The organism is Sphingomonas sp. BL-S-29, assembly GCF_055521495.1.
On the sequence record NZ_CM145482.1, the window covers coordinates 3,071,503 to 3,090,323 of the forward strand.

Consider the following 18,821-nt stretch of genomic DNA (forward strand, 5'->3'; position numbering starts at 1 on the left):
AGCCGCGACTTTTCCGCCCCATCACATACAGGAGCCCGTGACCGTCATGGCCGCGAACCGTACCTTTTCGATCATCAAGCCCGATGCCACCCGCCGCAACATCACCGGCGCCGTCACCAAGATGCTGGAGGACGCCGGCCTGCGCGTCGTTGCCTCCAAGCGCATCCAGATGACCAAGGACCAGGCCGAGGGCTTTTACGGCGTTCACCGCGAACGTCCCTTCTTCAACGACCTGGTGTCGTTCATGATCTCGGGCCCGGTCGTCGTGCAGGTGCTCGAGGGCGAGAATGCCGTTCAGCGTAACCGCGACATCATGGGCGCGACCAACCCGGCCAATGCCGATGCCGGCACGATCCGCAAGGAACTGGCCGAATCGATCGAGGCGAACTCGGTCCATGGGTCGGACTCGGACGAGAATGCGGCGATCGAGATCGCCTATTTCTTCAAGCCGGAAGAGATTGTCGGTTGAGATGAGCTGGCGGGTGCGACAGGCCGGGGCAGCGGACGCCGCCGCCCTGTCGCTTGTCGCTTCCGCCACCTTTCTCGAAACCTATGCTGGCCTGATCGATGGCCGGGATATCGTCGCCTATTGCGCGACGAACAACCTGCCCGACAGGTTCGCTGCCTGGATAAACGACGCCCTCGGCGCGGTGACCATTGCTGAAGCCGCGATGGGCGGTGCGCCGGTCGGTTATGCCGTGCTGACCGAGCCCGACCTGCCGGTGGAGGCCGGCCCGGCGGATATCGAACTCAAGCGAATCTACACGCTCTCGCTGATGCACGGTTCGGGCCTCGGCCCGGCCCTGATGGACGCCGCGGTGGAAGACGCCGCGAGGCTTGGCCGCAAGCGCATCCTGCTTGGCGTGTACGGCAAGAACCCGCGTGCCCAGAGCTTCTACAAGCGCCAGGGCTTCGAGGTCATCGGCGAGCGGCAATTCCTGGTGGGCAGTACGCTCCACGACGACCTGGTTCTGGCACGCGACATCTGATCCTGAAGCGGGACGCGTAAACGCTCCGGCTTTCTCCTCCGCGCGCTTTATCTCCGGTCGACGCGAACGCTGGGAGGCCTACTTCAGGGCTTCGGCTTCTCCCGGGCCCAAAGCGCTTCCAGCCGCGCCGGCTGCGACGTTCGCTCCCGTAGGACGATCCCCTTCAGGCTGAAAGCTCGGCTCCGCGCGATTCGGCCGTGGGTCTCCCAGATCACGTCATAAATGGCACTGTCGCTGCGTTGTTTGTCGGCATCCCAATAGCTGCTGGTGATCAGCACGGGCAGTCGGCCTTCGCGCGCGTCGGGCCCGCCGTCGGTCGCCGCCAGGATCGCTCCGGAGAACCAGTCGGCCTGGATGTGCGGCTCGAGCACGCTTGATTGATTGCTTACGCCGAGCGCGGTGGGGAAGCGCACATCGATACTCTGGATCGGATGCGCCTCATCCTTGAGCGCGAGCCGCGAACCGCCATGTTCAGGCGTCGCGGTCAGCAGCACCAGGGTGCGCGCCTTGCTCTCGCTCGCCTTCTCGGCCTGCTTCTCCTGCTCGTCGGCGCGCCTGTCGGACCAGCTCATCCACAGGCTGAGCGCGGCGATGATCAGGCCGGCCACGCCGACCAGCTCCGCCAAGGTCACCCAGCGCCGCCGCGTCGCCGCCGCCTCCGCCCGCTCGACCGCCTGTTGCGCGGCGTTCTGGAGTGCCGGGTCCGGCGGAGGAGGCGCGGGAGGCGGAACGGGCTCGGGGACCGGCGGAACAGGGGTCTCGTCGCTCATCGTCCACCAGCCTCCAGTAATTTACGCGGCGCCACCAGCTCCAAGCTGATCGCGATCCGGTCGCCGACATGGTCCCAGTCGGTCTCGCCGGTGTCGAGCCGCATCCCGATCCAGCCCGCATGGCCGATATAGGCCGGCACATAATAGAGGTCCGGATCCATCTCGACGAGCATCGCCTGCTCCTCGAGCCCGCTCGTCTTGACCTGTACCGCCGTGCGATCGTCGCCATGATGGTTGTGCGAGAAATAGGCGAAGACCTTGCCCTTCTCGATGAAGAAGGTCGGTGCACCGTGCGAAATCTTTTCGGCGGCGCAAGGCAGCGCCATGCAGATGGTGCGGATTTTCGCGAGAACGGGCTCCGGGTCTGGACTCATCGCGCCGCGAAGTCTGCCAGAACCCTCGGGTAAAGGCGATGCTCTTCGGCGAGCACGCGCGCGGAAAGGGTGTCGGCGGTGTCGCCGGGCAGGATAACTATCTCTGCCTGGCCGAGCACCTCGCCGCCGTCGAGTTCCTCGGTGACGATATGCACCGAGCAGCCGGCGACGGCATCGGCGGCATCGATCGCGCGCTGGTGGGTGTCCAGACCCTTGTACTTCGGCAGCAGCGAGGGATGGATGTTGACGATCCGCCCGCGCCAGCGCGCGACGAAATCATCCGAGAGCAGGCGCATATATCCGGCAAGCGCGATGATTTCGACGCCGGCGGCGCGAAGCGCGGTGTCGATCGCGGCTTCATACTCGGCCTTGGGCATGCCCTTGGGCGATTGAGCAAAGGTGTGGAGGCCAGCGTCGCGCGCCCAGGCGAGGCCGGGCGCGTCGGGCTTGTCGGAGGCGACGATGGCGATTTCGTAGGGAGAGGCGGGATCGCGCGCTGCTTCAGCCAGCGACATCATGTTCGAACCGCGGCCCGAGATCAGAATGCCGACGCGCCGCTTCACTTCTCCCATCCCGCTCGCGGGAGGAGGCGGGTCCCATCAAGCCTCATGCGTTGCCGACCAGGCAGCCCGTGCACTCCACGCCTCATCGCTCCCGAACACCGTGCACCCACGCGTGCCAGCCTCGATCTTCCCGATCGCAAACACCGTCTCGCCAGCGGCCTCCAGCGCTGCCTTCACCCCGTCAGCCTGATCGGCAGCCACCACCGCCACCATCCCGATCCCGCAATTGAAGGTCCGCGCCATTTCCTCAGGTTCGATCGCACCCTGGCCCTGGAGGAAACCCATCAGCCGCGGCTGCGGCCACGCATCCGCATCGATCCGCGCATGCACGCCCTCGGGCAGCACCCGCGGCACATTCTCCAGCAGCCCGCCGCCGGTGATATGCGCCAGCCCCTTGATCCTTTTCCCGGCGAGCAGCGGCAGCAGCGACTTCACATAGATTCGCGTCGGCGCCATCAGCGCCTCGATCAGCATCACGTCCTGATCGAACAGGGCAGGACGGTCGAGCTTCCAGCCACGGTCCGCCGCGAGCCTGCGCACCAGCGAAAAGCCGTTCGAATGCACGCCCGACGAAGCGAGGCCGAGCAATATGTCGCCCGGCGCGATCGCGGCACCCGTCAGAACCCGGTCGCGCTCGACCGCGCCGACGCAGAAGCCCGCCAGGTCGTAATCGCCCTCGGCATACATGCCCGGCATTTCGGCGGTTTCTCCACCGATCAGCGCGCAGCCCGCCTGCTTGCAGCCCTCCGCGATCGAGGCGACGACGCGCTCGGCCACCGCTGCGTCCAGCTTCGCGGTCGCATAATAATCGAGGAAGAACAGCGGCTCGGCGCCCTGCACGATCAGGTCGTTGACGCACATCGCGACCAGGTCGATCCCGACCCCGTCATGGCTGTTATGGTCGATCGCGAGCTTCAGCTTGGTGCCGACCCCGTCATTGGCCGCGACCAGCAGCGGATCCTTGAAGCCGGCCGCCTTCAGGTCGAAGAACCCGCCAAAGCCGCCCAGATCGGCATCCGCGCCGGGTCGCCGAGTTGATTTCGCCAAGGGCGCGATCGCGCGCACCAGGGCATTGCCGGCTGCGATGGAGACGCCCGCCTGGGCATAAGTATAGGGTTCAGTGTCGCTCATTGTCGCCGCCCTAGGGTCCGCATTCAGTATTCGCAACAGTCGCGATCGCCCGGAGAGGGGCGCTGGCAAGGAGCGTGGCGCAGGGCGGGCCGGGCAGCCCGTCCAAGCCGCGCGACGCAGTCCGGCGCGCCTCTCCGGGCGACCCCTTCGGGGCGGGCGGCTTTTGGCGTGACGCGGCGTCGCGCGTCGGTCACGATGGAAATCCATCGCTCCCTCCTTGCTCCTAGCCTCACGCCAAAATCCGCTCCGTCGCGGCTGTTGCGAATATTGAATGCGGACCCTTTGCCATATCCTGCTTGGATTTCCACGCCTGCTTCGCCAAAAGGGCCCGCAATGACTGCCCGTCGCCTTGTCCGCCTGCTCCCGGTCGCCCTGCTGATCGCCGTCACTGGCGGAATCGTCGCGGCACAGGGTGATGAAGATGGCAGCCCCGCCGTATCGGCGGGCGATGGATCGGGCAGCTATGAGGTTGGCGGCGTCACCGTCGACGTGACCGCCAAGACCGCGGAAGCGGCGCGCACCGGCGGATGGCGCCTCGCCCAGCGCAAGGGGTGGCAGATGCTCTCGCAGCGTCTCGGCGGGGATGGCAGCCTCGTCTCCGACAGCACGCTCGACGCGATGGTGTCGGGCATCGTGGTCGAGAATGAGCAGATCGGCCCCAATCGCTACGTCGCGCGGCTGGGCGTGCTGTTCAGCCGCGCGCGCGCTGGCGCGCTGCTCGGCGTCGCCGGGCAAACGGCACGCTCGGCGCCGATGCTCACCATTCCGATCGAGTGGTCGGGTGGGGCGGGGCAGGCCTTCGAGCAGAAGACGCAGTGGCAGGAAGCGTGGAGCCGCTACCGCACCGGCAACAGCGCGATCGACTATGTCCGCCCCGCCGGTTCCGGCCCCGATTCGCTTCTGCTCAACGCAGGGCAGACCGGGCGGCCGAGCCGCATCTGGTGGCGTACGATCCTCGATCAATATGGCGCATCCGACATCCTGGTGCCCGTGGTCCGGCTCTCCCGCCAATGGCCTGGCGGCCCGATCATCGGCGTGTTCGAAGCGCGGCACGGCCCTGACAATCACATCATCGCGCGTTTCACCCTGCGCGTCGGCAATGGCGACGCGCTCCCGGTGCTGCTCGACGCCGGCGTGAAACGGCTCGACGAGGCCTATCAGGCGGCGCTGCGGAGTGGTGTGCTCCGCACTGACTCCGGGCTTTCCAGCCGCCCGCCCGAGCCCGAGGCAGTCGTCGAGGACGAAGCCCCCGGAGAGGCGCCGGTGGAGGCGACCGACGCGCTGCAGGTCACCACTGGCGCCGCGATCAGCGTTCAGGTCGACACGCCCGGGGCCGCGTCCGTCTCGGCGACCGAGGCCGCGTTGCGTGGCATTCCGGGCGTGCGGTCAGCGCTCACCACCAGCCTCGCGCTCGGTGGCGTGTCCGTGATTCGGGTCAGCTTCGATGGCGATCCGGCGGCGCTGCGGCCATTGCTCGAAGCTCGGGGGTGGACCGTACAGGGCAGCGGCACGACATTGCGGATTCGCCGTGCCGGCACCCCGTCTCAAGGTGGCGCCGCCGCACCGCCACCGGAAAACGCGACCGAGGGATGAGCCAGATCGCGCTGCCATTTGATTGGCCGCCGGACCCGCGCGACGACGAATTCCTCGTCAGCGACTCGAATGCCCGTGCCGTGCAGCAGCTCGAACGTTGGAGCACCTGGCCGGTGATGGCGGTGGTGCTCAGTGGGCCCCGCAAATCGGGGCGAAGCCTGCTTGCGCGAATCTTCGCCGCGAAGAGCGGCGGCGAGATCATCGACGATGCCGAGCGGCAGAGCGAGGCGGCGATCTTCCACGCCTGGAATCGCGCGCAGGAGACCCGGCATCCGCTGGTCATCGTCGCCGACGCGCCGCCGCCGGAATGGACGATCAAGCTGCCGGATCTTCGCTCGCGCCTCACCGCGAGCCCGAGCGCGCGAATCGGTCCGCCCGACGAAGCGTTGATGCAGGCCCTGTTCGAGCGACAGTTCCTCCGGCGCGGCCTGGATGCGCGTCCCGACCTGATCCAATGGCTGATTCATCGGGTCGAGCGCAGCCATGTCGCCCTCCTGCGCACCGTCGATATCCTCGATCAGGCGGTCCTCGCGCGCCACAAACGCTTGTCGATTCCGCTCGCGCGGGCCACATTGAGTGAAGCGGGGCTGATCGCCGGTCGCGCACCCGAATTACCGATCGAGAACCTATGACACGGCCCGCCCATATCGTGCGTCTGGACGATGACGATGACCCCTTCGTCAGCGGCGAGGGCAGCGAACGCTACTTCAATCGCGAGCTTTCCTGGCTGGCCTTCAACCGGCGCGTGCTGGAGGAAGCGTGCAATCCGGCGCATCCGCTGCTGGAGCGCGTGCGCTTCCTGTCCATCTCGGGCTCGAATCTCGACGAGTTCTTCATGGTCCGTGTCGCCGGCCTGAAGGGGCAGCAGCTCCAGGACGTCGACCGGCTTTCGGTCGACGGCATGTCTTCGCGCCAGCAACTCGCGGCGATCGTGGCCGAGGCCGATGAGCTGGTGGAGAGCCAGCGCTCGGTCTGGCGGGATCTGCGGCACGAACTGGCCGCGACCGGCATCGTCGTGCTCGGCTCCAAGACCATCGATGCGGCGGTCACGCCCGAGGAACTGACCTGGCTGGAAACCCATTTCCGCGAGCAGATCTTCCCCATCCTGACGCCCCAGGCGCTCGATCCCGCGCATCCTTTCCCGTTCATGCCCAACAAGGGTCTGGCGGTGATGTTCGATCTGGTCCGCCTGTCGGATAACGAGCCGATTCGGGAACTGGTCATGCTGCCGGCGCCGATGGCGCGGTTCATCCGGCTGCCGGGCGAAACGGCACGGTACGTCGCGGTCGAATCGTTGGTGAAGCGATTCTCGTCGCTGGTCTTCCCGGGTTACCGGGTCGAGGGCGGAGCCGAATTCCGCGTGCTGCGCGACAGTGATATCGAGATCGAGGAAGAGGCGGAGGATCTCGTCCGCTACTTCGCCAACGCGATCAAGCGCCGCCGCCGCGGCCGAGTGATCCGGCTCGAGCTGGAAAGCGGCATGCCCGAAGGCTTGTCCAAGGCCCTGCGCGACGAGCTGGGCGGCGCGGATGCGTTCGTCACCGAGAGCGGCGCGTTCCTCGGTGTCGGCGACCTGGAATCGATCGTCGACGAGGATCGCCCCGACCTGAAATTCCCGCCCTACAGCCCGCGTTTCCCGGAGCGGATCCGCGAGTTCAACGGCGATTGCTTCGCGGCGATCCGCGCCAAGGACATCGTCGTCCATCACCCGTACGAGACCTTCGACGTGGTGCTGGCGTTCCTGCGCCAGGCAGCGGCCGACCCGGACGTGGTGGCGATCAAGCAGACGCTCTACCGCGCCGGCAAGCAGCCCGCGGTGATCAACGCGCTGATCGCGGCGGCCGAGGCCGGCAAGTCGGTCACCGCAGTTGTCGAGCTCAAGGCCCGTTTCGACGAGGAGCAGAACCTTCTCTGGGCCTCGGCGCTCGAACGTGCGGGCGTGCAGGTCGTCTATGGTTTCATGGAGTGGAAGACTCACGCCAAGGTCTCGATGGTCGTCCGGCGCGAATCGGGGCAGTTTCGCACCTATTGCCACTTCGGCACCGGCAATTATCATCCGGTTACGGCGAAAATTTATACCGATCTCAGCTTCTTCACGGCCGATCCTCGCATCGGGCGCGATGCCGCGCAGATGTTCAATTACGTCACCGGCTATGTCGAGCCGCACGACATGGCGCTGGTCAGCCTCTCGCCGCGCGACATGCGGCCGCGGCTGATGGGGTTGATCGACACCGAGATCGACTTCGCCAGGGCCGGCAAGCCCGGCGCGATCTGGGCCAAGATGAACTCGGTGGTCGATCCTGCCGTGATCGAGAAACTCTATGAGGCCAGCGCCGCAGGCGTGCGGATCGACCTGATCATTCGCGGCATCTGCTGTCTGAGGCCGGGCGTGCCGGGCCTGTCCGAGAATATCCGGGTGAAATCGGTGATCGGGCGCTTTCTCGAGCACAGCCGCATCTGGGCATTCGGCAACGGCAAGGCGTTGCCCAATGACGGCGCGAAGATCTTCATCTCCTCGGCCGACTGGATGCCGCGCAATTTCGACCGCCGCGTCGAATATATGCTGCCGATCGAGAATCCGACGGTGCACGACCAGATCCTCGACCAGGTCATGGTCGCCAACCTGATCGACAACGAGCAGAGCTGGGAGCTCCAGGCGGACGGCAGCTATGTGCGGGCGGAGCCGGGCGACCGGCCATTCAACCTGCATCGCTATTTCATGACCAATCCGTCGCTGTCCGGGCGCGGTGCCGCGCTGTCGGCCAGCGACGCTGTCCCGAAACTTTCGTTGAGCCGCAGGCGTTAGGGGGCGTGGCCACCCTTCTTTTCCGCAAGCCCCGGGCCGAAACGGCCGGGGAACCGCGCACCGGCATCATCGACATCGGGTCGAACTCGATTCGTCTCGTCGTGTATCAGGGGCCCGAGCGGCTGCCCGCGATCCTGTTCAACGAAAAGGTGATGGCCGGCCTCGGTCGCGGCCTGGCCGAGACGGGTGCGATCGCCGAACCCGCGCTCGAGGTGGCAAGCGAGGCGCTGGCCCGTTTCGCTGCCGTCGCGCGCGAAATGGAGGTGACCCGGCTCCGCACCGTGGCCACGGCGGCGGTCCGCGATGCGTCCAACGGCCAGGAACTGCTCGATACGGCGCGTGAACTGGGGTTGCAGGTCGAATTGCTCTCGGGCGAGCAGGAAGCGACCGCCGCCGGGCACGGCGTGCTGTCCGCCATTCCCGATGCCGACGGCATCGTCGGCGATCTCGGCGGCGGCTCGCTGGAACTGGTCCGCGTTTCGGGCGGCAGGGTGCGTGACCGCGTGTCCTTCCCCTTCGGCGTGCTGCGCATCGGTGCGATGCGGGCGAAGGGACAGGGCGCGCTCGAGCGACAGCTGTTCAAGTCGCTCAAGGCCGCCGGCTGGCTTGGGCGGGGCAGGGGGCTGCCGCTCTATCTCGTCGGTGGATCATGGCGCGCGCTGGCGCGGCTCGACATGCACCTCAACAATTATCCGCTGCCGGTGATCCACCAATATTCGATGACATTGCCCGCGGTCGCGCGCATGGGCCGCACGATCAGCCATGTCCCGAAAAGCTGGCTGCGTGCCATTCCCGGCCTCTCCTCGGGCCGCGCGGCGACGCTGGGCGATGCCGCCGCGCTGCTCGCGGTGCTGCTCAAGCATCTCCAGGCCGAAACCACGATCGTCTCCGCCTTCGGCCTGCGTGAAGGCTTGCTCTACGGCGCGCTGGACGCTCCGGTCCGCGCGCAGGACCCGCTGATCGTCGCCGCACGCGACGAGGGGCAGCGCCACGGCCGTTTCGCTGAGCATGGCGATCTGCTCGACCACTGGATTGCTCCTCTCTTCGCCCGCGACACGCTGGCGCAGGCCAGGTTGCGGCTCACCGCTTGCCTGCTTGCCGATGTCGGCTGGCGTGCCAATCCCGAGTTCCGCGCCGAACGCGGCGTCGAGATCGCGTTGCACGGTAATTGGGTGGCGATCGACGCGCGCGGTCGCGCCATCGTCGCCCAGGCGCTGTTCACCAGCCTTGGCGGCGGCACCGACATTCCGGTGCCGCTGGAGTCGCTCGCGCCGGCCGACGACCTGAAACGCGCGATCAGCTGGGGTCTCGCGATGCGGCTGGGCCAGCGACTCAGCGGGGGCCTTGCTGGTCCACTGCGCCGCTCGCGTCTCACCGACGATGGCGAGATCGTGACGCTTCACGTCACCCCGGACGACCTCGCGCTGTATGGCGAGGCGGTGGAACGACGCCACGCGGCGCTCTGCACCGCGCTCGGCAGGAAACCGATCGTTACCGCCTGAGGTCTCAGCCGCCCCAATCAGCCACAATGAACGCGGGTGACGACATCCTTCTCGTCGAGATCGACGTTCAACCGGTCGACCCGGAAATCCATCGTCACCGCAGTGCCCGGCCGGATCACGCGCACCGTTCTCGATCCGGATGCGATTCGTGCCTGTTCGACGGCATCGGCCGCATAGGGCTTGCCGACCAGACCGTTCGCGGCCCCGGCGGCACAACTGGCTGGCGCGGGCGTCTCGGCGGGCGTCTCCGCCGGCGGCACCGGCGCGCAGGCCGTCAGCGCGGCGAGCAGAACGAGGACTCTCATGCCTCCACATCCTCCGTGCGAGTCATCTTCAGCTTGCCGTTGACCACGGCAAAGGCAAGCCGTCCTTCGACGAGATCGAGCGCATCCCGGCCGAACTGATCGAAGCGCCAGCCTTCGAGGATCGAAATCCCCTCGCGCTGGCCCGCCGCGAGCGCCTCGAGATCCTCGCTCCGCGCCAGCAGCCGCGCCGCGACGTCGATTTCCTTGGAACGGATCTTGAGCAGCAGCTTGAGCAGGTCGGCGACCAGCGCGCCGTCCTTGCCGAGCCCCGGCTTGCGATCGTCGCGCGCGGGCATCTCGTCCGCGCTCATCGGCGTCGCCGCCTCCAGCGCCGCCATCAGCCGCGCGCCGATATCGTTGCCGGCCCAGGTCGCCGAGAGGCCGCGCACCTTGGCCAGATCGGCTTGCTTGCGCGGCGCATGGCCGGCCAGGTCGGCGAGCGTCTCGTCCTTGACGATTCGGCCGCGCGGCAGGTCCTTGCTGCGCGCTTCCAGCTCGCGCCACCGCGCCAGCGCCTTCAGCCGGCCGAGCACATCGGGCTTGCGCCCCGCGATGCGCACGCGCTTCCACGCCTCGTCCGGGTCGTTGGCATAGTTTTTCGGATCGCCGAGCCGCTCCATCTCCTGGTCGAGCCAGGCCCCGCGCCCGGTCCGGCGCAGCCGCTCGAGCATCTTGGGGAAGATTTTCGCAAGATGGGTAACGTCGCCGATCGCATATTCGATCTGCCGTGCATCGAGCGGCCGCCGGCTCCAGTCCGTGAAGCGCGCGCCCTTGTCGACCTGGATGCCGAGATAGGCATCGACCAGGTTGGAATAACCCACCTGCTCGCCTTGCCCCAGCGCCATCGCCGCGACCTGCGTGTCGAACAACGGGTGCGGCGTCTTGCCGGTCAGATTGTAGATGATCTCGAGATCCTGCCCGCCGGCATGGAAGACCTTCAGCACGTCCTCGTTATTGACCATCAGCTCGAGCAGCGGCGTCATGTCGAGTCCCGGCGCCATCGGGTCGATCGCCGCCGCCTCGTTCACATCGGCGATCTGGATGAGGCAGAGCTCCGGCCAGAAGGTGTTCTCGCGCATGAACTCGGTATCGACGCAGACGAAGTCGGCCTGGCCGAGTCGGGTGCAGAGATTGGCGAGCGTCGCGCTGTCGGTGATTAGCGGATGGATATGCATCGTGACGCCATAGACATGTGTCGCCGCCTTGACAAAGCGGCGTATGACGGGGAAGCGCGCGGTTTCACGCCCATCGGCATCCACTCGTTCGAAAAGACAGATCATGCACGCCTATCGCACCCATCATTGCGCCGAGCTGCGCCCCGAACAGGTCGGGCAGGAAGTCCGCGTTTCCGGCTGGGTCCACAAGAAGCGCGACCATGGCGATCTGGTATTCGTCGATCTGCGCGATCATTACGGCATCACCCAGATCGTCACTGACGTGAGCGGCCCGGTCTTCGACGTGATCGAGTCGCTCAAGAATGAGTCGGTCGTCACCATCACCGGCATCGTCGTCGCACGCGCTGCCGAAGCAGTGAACCCCAACCTCGCCACCGGCGCGATCGAGGTCCGCGCGTCCGCGGCGGTGGTCCAGTCGGTAGCCCATGACCTGCCGATGCCGGTCGCGAGCGAGAATGAATATCCCGAGGAGATTCGCCTCCGCTATCGCTTCCTGGATCTGCGTCGCGAGCGGCTTCACGCCAACATCATGCTGCGCAGCCAGGTCATCACTTCGCTGCGCCAGCGCATGATCGGCCAGGGCTTCACTGAATTCCAGACCCCGATCCTGACCGCGTCCAGCCCCGAGGGCGCGCGCGATTATCTCGTCCCATCGCGCGTCCATCCGGGCAAATTCTACGCGCTTCCCCAGGCGCCGCAGATGTTCAAGCAGCTGCTGATGGTCGCCGGCTTCGACCGCTATTTCCAGATCGCGCCCTGCTTCCGCGACGAGGATGCCCGCGCTGACCGCTCGCCTGGCGAATTCTACCAGCTCGATTTCGAGATGAGCTACGTCACCCAGGACGATGTGTTCGCCGCGATCGAGCCGGTGCTGCACGGCGTGTTCGAGGAATTCGCTGACTGGCAGGGCAAGGGCCGCACCGTCTCGGCGCTGCCGTTCAGGCGCATCCCCTACCGCGAATCGATGCTGAAATATGGCAGCGACAAGCCGGATCTGCGCAACCCGATCCTCATTTCGGACGTGTCTGATCACTTCAAGGGCTCAGGCTTCGGCCGCTTCGCTGGGATCGTCGAGGCGGGCGATGTCGTCCGGGCCATCCCGGCACCCGGCACCGCCGACAAGAGCCGCAAATTCTTCGACGACATGAACAGCTGGGCACAGAGCGAAGGCTTTGCCGGCCTCGGCTATGCCACGCGCAAGGCCGGCGTGTTCGGCGGCCCGATCGCCAACAATCACGGCGAAGAAGGCATGGCGAGGATCGCCGAGGCGCTCGGCCTCGGCCCCGATGACGGCGTGTTCTTCGCCGCCGGCAAGGAAGGCCAGGCCGCCAAGCTCGCCGGGCTCGCGCGCACCCGCGTCGCCGACCAGCTCGGCCTGATCGACCAGAACCGCTTCGAATTCTGCTGGATCGTCGACTTCCCGATGTTCGAATATGACGAGGACGCGAAGAAGGTCGATTTCAGTCACAACCCCTTCTCGATGCCGCAGGGCGAGATGGAAGCACTGGAGACGAAGGATCCGCTCGATATCCTCGCCTACCAGTACGACATCGTCTGCAACGGCGTGGAGCTGTCGTCCGGCGCGATCCGGAACCACAAGCCGGAGATCATGTACAAGGCGTTCGAGATCGCCGGCTATACCCGCGCCGATGTCGACACCAATTTCGCCGGCATGATCAACGCCTTCAAGTGCGGCGCCCCGCCGCATGGCGGCTCGGCGCCGGGCGTCGACCGCATCGTGATGCTGCTCGCCGACGAACCGAACATCCGTGAAGTCATCGTCTTCCCGATGACGCAAAAGGCCGAGGATCTGATGATGGGCGCGCCCAACTTCGCCACGGAAAAGCAGCTGCGCGAACTCAACATCCGCACGATCGAGGTCGCGACGGCCAAGCCCGCGGTCGAGGCGGTACGCCCCGAATAATCGGGAACCACCATCCCGTCCGTTCGCTTCGAGCGAGGTCGAGAAGCCTCTCTCGCTTCGCGCGACACGAACGGATAGGGATGCCGGATGACGATCAACCTCTCGGATTACGAAGCCGGCGCCAAATACAAGGGCGACTATGACGACGATCTGGCGAAGCTGCAGGAGCGGCTCGCCCATATCCAGGTCGCGCATATCGTCCACAAGCGCCGCGCGCTGATCCTGCTCGAAGGCTGGGATGCGGCGGGGAAGGGGGGCATCATCCAGCGGCTCACCACGGAATGGGATCCGCGCAACTTCCAGGTCTGGCCGATCAAGGCGCCATCGCCTGACGAGCTCGCCCGTCATTTCCTCTGGCGCTTCTGGGAGAAGCTGCCCGGCAACGGCAATATCGCCGTGTTCGATCGCAGCTGGTACGGCCGCGTCCTCGTCGAGCGGGTCGAGGGCTTCGCCAAGGAAGCGGAATGGCGCCGCGGCTATGACGAGATCAACGAATTCGAGGCGCAGCAGGGCGATTCGGGCACGACGATCGTCAAGCTGTTCATCCACGTCACGCAGGCGGAACAGGACGAGCGGCTCAAGGGCCGGCTCGAACATCCTTGGAAGCGCTGGAAGACCGGGCTGGAGGATTATCGCAACCGCGACAAGCGCGGCGACTATCTCGACGCGATGGCCGAGATGTTCCGCCGCACCGATACGCGCTGGGCGCCTTGGCATGCGATCGACGGCAACAACAAGAAAGCCGCTCGCATCGCCGCTTTGACCGTCATCGCTGACCGGCTGGAGGCGAATGTGCCGATGGACGCCCCGCCGCTCGATCCGGAGGTAGAGAAGCTGGCGCGCAAGGCCCTTGGGCTAAAGTAACGCTGCCCTCCGTCTAGGCCGGTGCGAAATTACCGTCCTGGTCCATCAGGTGCAGCACGCCGTCCGCGATCGCGAAATAGGCGCCGCGCAGGGTGAGGGTCCCTGCCGATTCGCGTTCCGGGATGCAGGGAAAGGTACGCAGATTGGCGATGCTGACCCGCACCGTTTCCAGCTCCATCGCCCGCGTCGCTTCCGGTCCGACGCCATATTCAGCGATGATCCGGTCACGGGCATCGTCGAGCATGTCGACCCAGTGCGCGATGAATCCGCCGTCACCCGCCGGCTTGCCGACGAAGCGCTGCGACAGCGCCGCTTCGACGCCGCCGCACGATCCGTGGCCGAGCACCACGACCTCGGACACTTCCAGCTGAGTCACCGCGAATTCGAGCGCTGCCGACACGCCGTGCCGTCCGCCGCCCAGTTCGAACGGCGGCACGAGGTTGGCGATGTTGCGCACGACGAAAATCTCGCCCGGCGAGGTATCGAAGATCTGCGCCGGGTCGACTCGGCTGTCGGAGCAGGCGATCACCATGACGCTCGGGTTCTGGCCCTGGCCCAGCTCGGCCCATCGGCCGCGCTGATGCGCCCACCCGGTGCCACGAAATCGCTGATAGCCGTCGAGCAGGTCGGAAAAGCCGGTCATGGCGCCTCCATTTGCACTCCCAACAAGGGGTGGCAAGGGGGCCCCGCAATCGCTATCTGGCGCTCATGAACGAGATGACACCGCTCGCCGCGCCGGCACCGCGCCAGCGCAAGCCCGACTGGATCAGGGTCAAGGCTCCGACCAGCACCGGTTTTGCCGAGACCAAGGCGATGATGCGCCGTCTCAACCTGAACACGGTGTGCGAGGAAGCGGCCTGCCCGAATATCGGCGAGTGCTGGACCAAGAAGCACGCGACCGTGATGATCCTCGGCGACACCTGCACCCGGGCCTGTGCCTTCTGCAACGTGAAGACCGGCATGCCGCGCGCGGTCGACGCGCTCGAACCGCAGCATACCGCCGATGCCGCCGCCGAGCTCGGCCTCGAACATATCGTCATCACCTCGGTCGACCGCGACGACCTGCCCGATGGCGGCGCGTCGCAGTTCGTGAAGGTGATTCAGGCGCTCCGCCGCACCACGCCCAAGACCACGATCGAAATCCTGACCCCCGATTTCCGCAACAAGGCGCAGGCCGCGGTCGAGTCGATCGTCGAGGCCGGCCCCGACGTCTACAATCACAATCTCGAAACCGTCCCCCGGCTTTATCCGACGATCCGCCCGGGCGCGCGCTATTATGCCTCGCTGCGCCTGCTCGAATCGGTCAAGCGCCACGACCCCTCGATCTTCACCAAGTCGGGTGTGATGGTGGGCCTTGGCGAGGAGCGGCTCGAAGTCCATCAGGTGATGGACGACATGCGCTCGGCCGACATCGATTTTCTCACCATGGGCCAGTATCTCCAGCCGACCCCGCGCCACGCCAAGGTGCTTGATTTCGTCACGCCCCAGGCGTTCGACGCCTATGCCGCGATCGCCCGCGCCAAGGGCTTCCTGCTGGTCGCCGCCTCGCCGCTGACCCGGTCGAGCTATCATGCCGGCGACGATTTCGCGAAGATGCGTGCCGCGCGCGAGGCTCAGCTTTCGAAGGGGCTCTCGAAGGGCTGATGCCGCGTCACTCGGAAACCCGCCGGCTTCCCTATTCGCGCGAGCAGATGTTCGATCTCGTCGCCGATGTCGGCAGCTATGCGCAGTTCCTGCCCTGGGTCACCGCCGTTCGTATCCGATCGAACAGCGATACGGAAATGGTCGCTGACCTGATCGTCGGCTTCAAGGGCCTGCGCGAGACCTTCACCTCCAAGGTCGCCAAGACCCGGCCCGATCGCATCCATGTCGATTATCTCGACGGCCCACTCAAATATCTGCGCAACGACTGGGTGTTCCGCGCGCATGCCGATGGTAGCGAGATCGATTTCAGCGTCGATTTTGCCTTCAAGAATCGCGTATTCGAGATGCTGGCCGGGCAGGTGTTCGGCGCCGCGCTGCGCAAGATGATCGGCGCGTTCGAGGAACGCGCGACAAAGCTCTACGGCGCTTCGGACGCCGGGAGCAGCAGTTCGAGCGCGCACAGGGCCGCCTGAAGCCGGATACCGCCGCGCCCGAGATCGCCGAAATCCTTGCGATCCGCGACGACATGCCCCGGATCGCCGCCTTTTTCCGCCCGCGCGAACACCACGGTGCCGACCGGCTTCTTCTCCGTTCCGCCGCCTGGACCCGCCACGCCGGTGATCGCCACCGCGACATCGGCGCCGCTCTTTTCGAGCGCACCCTGCGCCATGCTCCACGCCGTCGCGATCGAGACCGCGCCAAAGGTTTCGATCACGTCGGAACTCACCTTCAGCATGCTGATCTTGGCATCGTTCGAATAGGTGACGAAGCCGCTTTCGAAGATTTCGGACGATCCGGGGATTTCGGTCAGCGCGGCCGAGACCAGCCCGCCGGTGCAGCTTTCCGCGACCGAGATATGGCGCCCGATCGCCTTGTTGGCGTCCACCACGCGTTGCGCGGCGGCGACCAGCTCGGCGGGGAGGATGGTGTCCATGCTCATGCCCAATCCCCTGCTATCCGAATGGTGGCGATCGCCTGCGCGGCGATGCCCTCGCCGCGACCGGCAAAGCCGAGCCGCTCGGTCGTCGTCGCCTTCACGCTGACCTGATTCGGCTTGAGCCGCAACAGTGCCGCGATTCGGGCGCGCATCGCCTCGCGGTGCGGCCCGATCTTGGGCGCCTCGCAGATCAGGGTCAGGTCGATAAAGTCGATGATGCCGCCCTGCGCTCCGACCAATGATGCGGCATGTTCCAGGAACTGCGCCGAATCCGCCCCGCGCCATTTCGGATCGCTCGGCGGGAAATGCATGCCGATATCCCCATCACCGATGGTGCCGAGCAGGGCGTCGGTGATGGCATGGAGCGCGACATCGGCGTCGCTGTGCCCGGAAAGGCCCTTGTCGTGCGGGATCAGCACGCCCCCCAGCCACAGCTCCTCGCCTTCGACCAGCCGGTGCACGTCGAAGCCGGTCGCGCTGCGCACCCGCATGCCGGCGGCATGGCGCGCCTCGGCGGCGGCGAAGTCGGCCGGATAGGTGATCTTCTCCAGCATCATGTCCCCCTCGACGATCGCGACCGTGCCGCCCGAGGCGCGCAGCATCTGGGCATCGTCGGTCGGTTCCTCGCCCCGCCACGCCTTGTGCGCGGCAAATATTGCATCGAAACGAAAGGCCTGGGGTGTCTGCACGCGGTACATGCCTTCGCGCGGCACGATCTCGCCCAGGGTCTCCCCACCGCGCGCCAGCGTATCGGCAACGGGCAGGGCAGGGATGGCGCCCTCCTGCGAGTCGAGCGCGGCAAGCAGCCGGTCGATCAACGCGCCGCTCAGGAACGGGCGCGCCGCATCATGAACCAGCACGCGATCGGGCTTGCCGTGGGCCAGGGCCTCCAGCCCGGCACGAACCGATGCGCGTCGAGTCGCGCCGCCCGGTACATGGTCGACATCGCCCAGTGCCGCCGCCAGCGCTTCTTCCTGTCCCGGCCCGATCGCCACGATCACCCGCGAGATATCGGGATGGGCGGCCAACGCCGCATAGCTATGCGCGATCATCGGCTTGCCGGCGAGCGTGGCGAACTGCTTGGGCACATTGCCCCCGCTCCGCACACCCTGCCCGGCGGCGACGATCAGCGCTACGGTGCCCCCTTGCGTCATCGCGCTCGCCTAGCCCAAGCGGCCGGCGACCGCCAGCCTTGCCGCCGCCGCCATCCTCCCCTATAGGCTGCCCGTTTTTCAGGCACATGACTCAGACCCTCGCCCCCATCCAGATCGGACCCGTCCGGATCGAGCGCCCCGTGATTCTCGCGCCGATGACGGGCGTCACCGACATGCCGTTCCGCACGGTCGTGCGGCGCTTCGGCTCGGGCCTCAACGTGACCGAGATGGTCGCGAGCCAGGCCGCGATCCGCGAGACCCGCCAGTCGCTGCAAAAGGCGGCCTGGGACCCGGTCGAGGAACCCGTGTCGATGCAGCTCGTCGGCTGCACGCCGCACGAGATGGGGGAGGCGGCCAAGCTCAGCGAGGATCGCGGCGCCGCGATCATCGACATCAACATGGGCTGCCCGGTGCGCAAGGTAACCAGCGGCGATGCGGGCTCGGCGCTGATGCGCGATCTCGACAATGCCGGCGCGATCATCCGCGCGACGGTCGACGCCGTCAGCGTGCCGGTGACGGTCAAGATGCGCATGGGCTGGGATCATTCGAGCCTCAACGCGCCGGGCCTGGCGAAGATCGCTCAGGACCTCGGCGCCAAGATGGTCACGGTGCACGGCCGTACGCGCAACCAGATGTACCGCGACACCGCCGACTGGGCGTTTATCCGCCGGGTGAAGGATGCCGTGTCGATCCCGGTCATCGCCAATGGCGATATCTGCTCGATCGAGGATGCCGAGACGGCGCTCGAACAATCCGGCGCGGACGGCGTGATGATCGGCCGCGGTGCTTATGGCCGCCCCTGGCTGCTTGCGCAGGTGATGGAATGGTTCGCCACCGGCCGGCGCATCGCCGATCCGACGATCGAGCAGCAATATGACCTGATTACCGAGCATTATGATGCGATGCTCTCGCATTATGGTAATGAGGTCGGCGTCAATATGGCGCGCAAGCATATCGGCTGGTACACCAAGGGCCTGCACGGCTCGGCCGAGTTCCGCAATCGCGTGAACCAGATTCCCGATCCCACGACCGTCCAGGCGATGCTCGCCGAATTCTACGCGCCGTGGCGCAGCCGCGCGGCGGCGTGACG

General features: G+C 66.4%; 20 protein-coding genes. 11 read left to right on the forward strand and 9 right to left on the reverse strand.

The features are described 5' to 3' along the window. The first annotated feature begins 46 nt into the window (after positions 1-46). Together ndk and ACZ1I2_RS14655 are read left to right on the forward strand one after the other, a co-directional pair. Positions 47-469 carry a nucleoside-diphosphate kinase gene (gene ndk, locus ACZ1I2_RS14650; protein WP_332718605.1) on the forward strand — a complete coding sequence of 141 codons (423 nt, stop codon included), beginning with the start codon at positions 47-49 and terminating at the stop codon, positions 467-469. A 1-nt stretch (position 470) separates the two neighbouring features. Beyond that, positions 471-989: a GNAT family N-acetyltransferase gene (locus tag ACZ1I2_RS14655; RefSeq protein ID WP_465176750.1), complete on the forward strand. Its 519-nt coding sequence runs from the start codon at positions 471-473 to the stop codon at positions 987-989. Between the two features lie 83 nt (positions 990-1,072). On the opposite strand, the gene ACZ1I2_RS14660 is transcribed toward ACZ1I2_RS14655, so the two are convergent. From ACZ1I2_RS14660 to purM, 4 genes are all read right to left on the reverse strand, one after another. Further along, positions 1,073-1,759: a hypothetical protein gene (locus ACZ1I2_RS14660; RefSeq protein WP_465176749.1), complete on the reverse strand. Its 687-nt coding sequence runs from the start codon at positions 1,757-1,759 to the stop codon at positions 1,073-1,075. Continuing rightward, positions 1,756-2,133, reverse strand: coding sequence for an MmcQ/YjbR family DNA-binding protein (locus tag ACZ1I2_RS14665; protein ID WP_465176748.1), 378 nt, complete (start codon positions 2,131-2,133; stop codon positions 1,756-1,758). The genes ACZ1I2_RS14660 and ACZ1I2_RS14665 overlap by 4 nt, the downstream gene beginning before the upstream one ends. Continuing rightward, positions 2,130-2,651, reverse strand: a complete 522-nt coding sequence (gene purN, locus ACZ1I2_RS14670; RefSeq protein WP_465181664.1) for a phosphoribosylglycinamide formyltransferase — start codon at positions 2,649-2,651, stop codon at positions 2,130-2,132. Before purN ends, ACZ1I2_RS14665 begins: the two co-directional genes overlap by 4 nt. Positions 2,652-2,732: 81 nt before the next feature. Next, a complete protein-coding gene (gene purM / locus ACZ1I2_RS14675) occupies positions 2,733-3,827 on the reverse strand; it encodes a phosphoribosylformylglycinamidine cyclo-ligase (protein WP_465176746.1) in 1,095 nt (364 codons plus the stop codon). A 333-nt stretch (positions 3,828-4,160) separates the two neighbouring features. Here purM and ACZ1I2_RS14680 point away from each other — a divergent pair, with 333 nt between their 5' ends. Genes ACZ1I2_RS14680 through ACZ1I2_RS14695 form a run of 4 tightly spaced genes read left to right on the forward strand, consistent with a single transcriptional unit; the run spans position 4,161 to position 9,728 of the window. Then, on the forward strand, positions 4,161-5,420 hold the full coding sequence (locus ACZ1I2_RS14680) for a heavy-metal-associated domain-containing protein (RefSeq protein WP_465173401.1): 1,260 nt from the start codon (positions 4,161-4,163) through the stop codon (positions 5,418-5,420). Next, entirely contained in the window at positions 5,417-6,052 is a 636-nt protein-coding gene (locus ACZ1I2_RS14685) for an HdaA/DnaA family protein (RefSeq protein WP_465176745.1), read from the forward strand. Before ACZ1I2_RS14680 ends, ACZ1I2_RS14685 begins: the two co-directional genes overlap by 4 nt. Then, on the forward strand, positions 6,049-8,226 hold the full coding sequence (locus tag ACZ1I2_RS14690) for an RNA degradosome polyphosphate kinase (RefSeq protein ID WP_465173399.1): 2,178 nt from the start codon (positions 6,049-6,051) through the stop codon (positions 8,224-8,226). Before ACZ1I2_RS14685 ends, ACZ1I2_RS14690 begins: the two co-directional genes overlap by 4 nt. Before the next feature lie 5 nt (positions 8,227-8,231). Then, a complete protein-coding gene (locus tag ACZ1I2_RS14695) occupies positions 8,232-9,728 on the forward strand; it encodes a Ppx/GppA phosphatase family protein (protein WP_465173398.1) in 1,497 nt (498 codons plus the stop codon). Between the two features lie 17 nt (positions 9,729-9,745). Here the strand turns inward: ACZ1I2_RS14695 and ACZ1I2_RS14700 are convergent, their stop codons facing one another. Together ACZ1I2_RS14700 and rnd are read right to left on the reverse strand one after the other, a co-directional pair. Then, a complete protein-coding gene (locus ACZ1I2_RS14700; protein WP_465176744.1) occupies positions 9,746-10,033 on the reverse strand; it encodes an I78 family peptidase inhibitor in 288 nt (95 codons plus the stop codon). Then, positions 10,030-11,208 (reverse strand): ribonuclease D, encoded by a 1,179-nt coding sequence (gene rnd, locus ACZ1I2_RS14705; RefSeq protein WP_465176743.1) that lies wholly within the window; start codon positions 11,206-11,208, stop codon positions 10,030-10,032. Before rnd ends, ACZ1I2_RS14700 begins: the two co-directional genes overlap by 4 nt. Positions 11,209-11,311: 103 nt before the next feature. On the opposite strand from rnd, the gene aspS reads away from it, so the two are divergent. Both aspS and ACZ1I2_RS14715 read left to right on the forward strand, forming a co-directional pair. Then, positions 11,312-13,132: an aspartate--tRNA ligase gene (gene aspS / locus ACZ1I2_RS14710; protein WP_465173396.1), complete on the forward strand. Its 1,821-nt coding sequence runs from the start codon at positions 11,312-11,314 to the stop codon at positions 13,130-13,132. Positions 13,133-13,219: 87 nt separating this feature from the next. Beyond that, positions 13,220-13,996 (forward strand): polyphosphate kinase 2 family protein, encoded by a 777-nt coding sequence (locus tag ACZ1I2_RS14715; protein WP_465176742.1) that lies wholly within the window; start codon positions 13,220-13,222, stop codon positions 13,994-13,996. A 13-nt stretch (positions 13,997-14,009) separates the two neighbouring features. Here the strand turns inward: ACZ1I2_RS14715 and ACZ1I2_RS14720 are convergent, their stop codons facing one another. Continuing rightward, positions 14,010-14,639 (reverse strand): carbonic anhydrase, encoded by a 630-nt coding sequence (locus tag ACZ1I2_RS14720; RefSeq protein WP_465176741.1) that lies wholly within the window; start codon positions 14,637-14,639, stop codon positions 14,010-14,012. Between the two features lie 65 nt (positions 14,640-14,704). Here ACZ1I2_RS14720 and lipA point away from each other — a divergent pair, with 65 nt between their 5' ends. Both lipA and ACZ1I2_RS14730 read left to right on the forward strand, forming a co-directional pair. Then, a complete protein-coding gene (gene lipA, locus ACZ1I2_RS14725; RefSeq protein WP_465173393.1) occupies positions 14,705-15,640 on the forward strand; it encodes a lipoyl synthase in 936 nt (311 codons plus the stop codon). After that, entirely contained in the window at positions 15,640-16,113 is a 474-nt protein-coding gene (locus tag ACZ1I2_RS14730) for a type II toxin-antitoxin system RatA family toxin (protein ID WP_465176740.1), read from the forward strand. Before lipA ends, ACZ1I2_RS14730 begins: the two co-directional genes overlap by 1 nt. Here the strand turns inward: ACZ1I2_RS14730 and ACZ1I2_RS14735 are convergent. Together ACZ1I2_RS14735 and ACZ1I2_RS14740 are read right to left on the reverse strand one after the other, a co-directional pair. Further along, complete coding sequence (locus ACZ1I2_RS14735) at positions 16,059-16,574, reverse strand: CinA family protein (protein WP_465177137.1); 516 nt, start codon at positions 16,572-16,574, stop codon at positions 16,059-16,061. The genes ACZ1I2_RS14730 and ACZ1I2_RS14735 overlap by 55 nt on opposite strands. Positions 16,575-16,576: 2 nt before the next feature. Beyond that, positions 16,577-17,731: a bifunctional 2-C-methyl-D-erythritol 4-phosphate cytidylyltransferase/2-C-methyl-D-erythritol 2,4-cyclodiphosphate synthase gene (locus ACZ1I2_RS14740; protein WP_465176739.1), complete on the reverse strand. Its 1,155-nt coding sequence runs from the start codon at positions 17,729-17,731 to the stop codon at positions 16,577-16,579. 86 nt (positions 17,732-17,817) lie between these two features. Between ACZ1I2_RS14740 and dusB the strand changes: the two genes are divergently transcribed. Then, a complete protein-coding gene (gene dusB, locus ACZ1I2_RS14745; RefSeq protein WP_465176738.1) occupies positions 17,818-18,819 on the forward strand; it encodes a tRNA dihydrouridine synthase DusB in 1,002 nt (333 codons plus the stop codon). Positions 18,820-18,821: the final 2 nt, after the last annotated feature.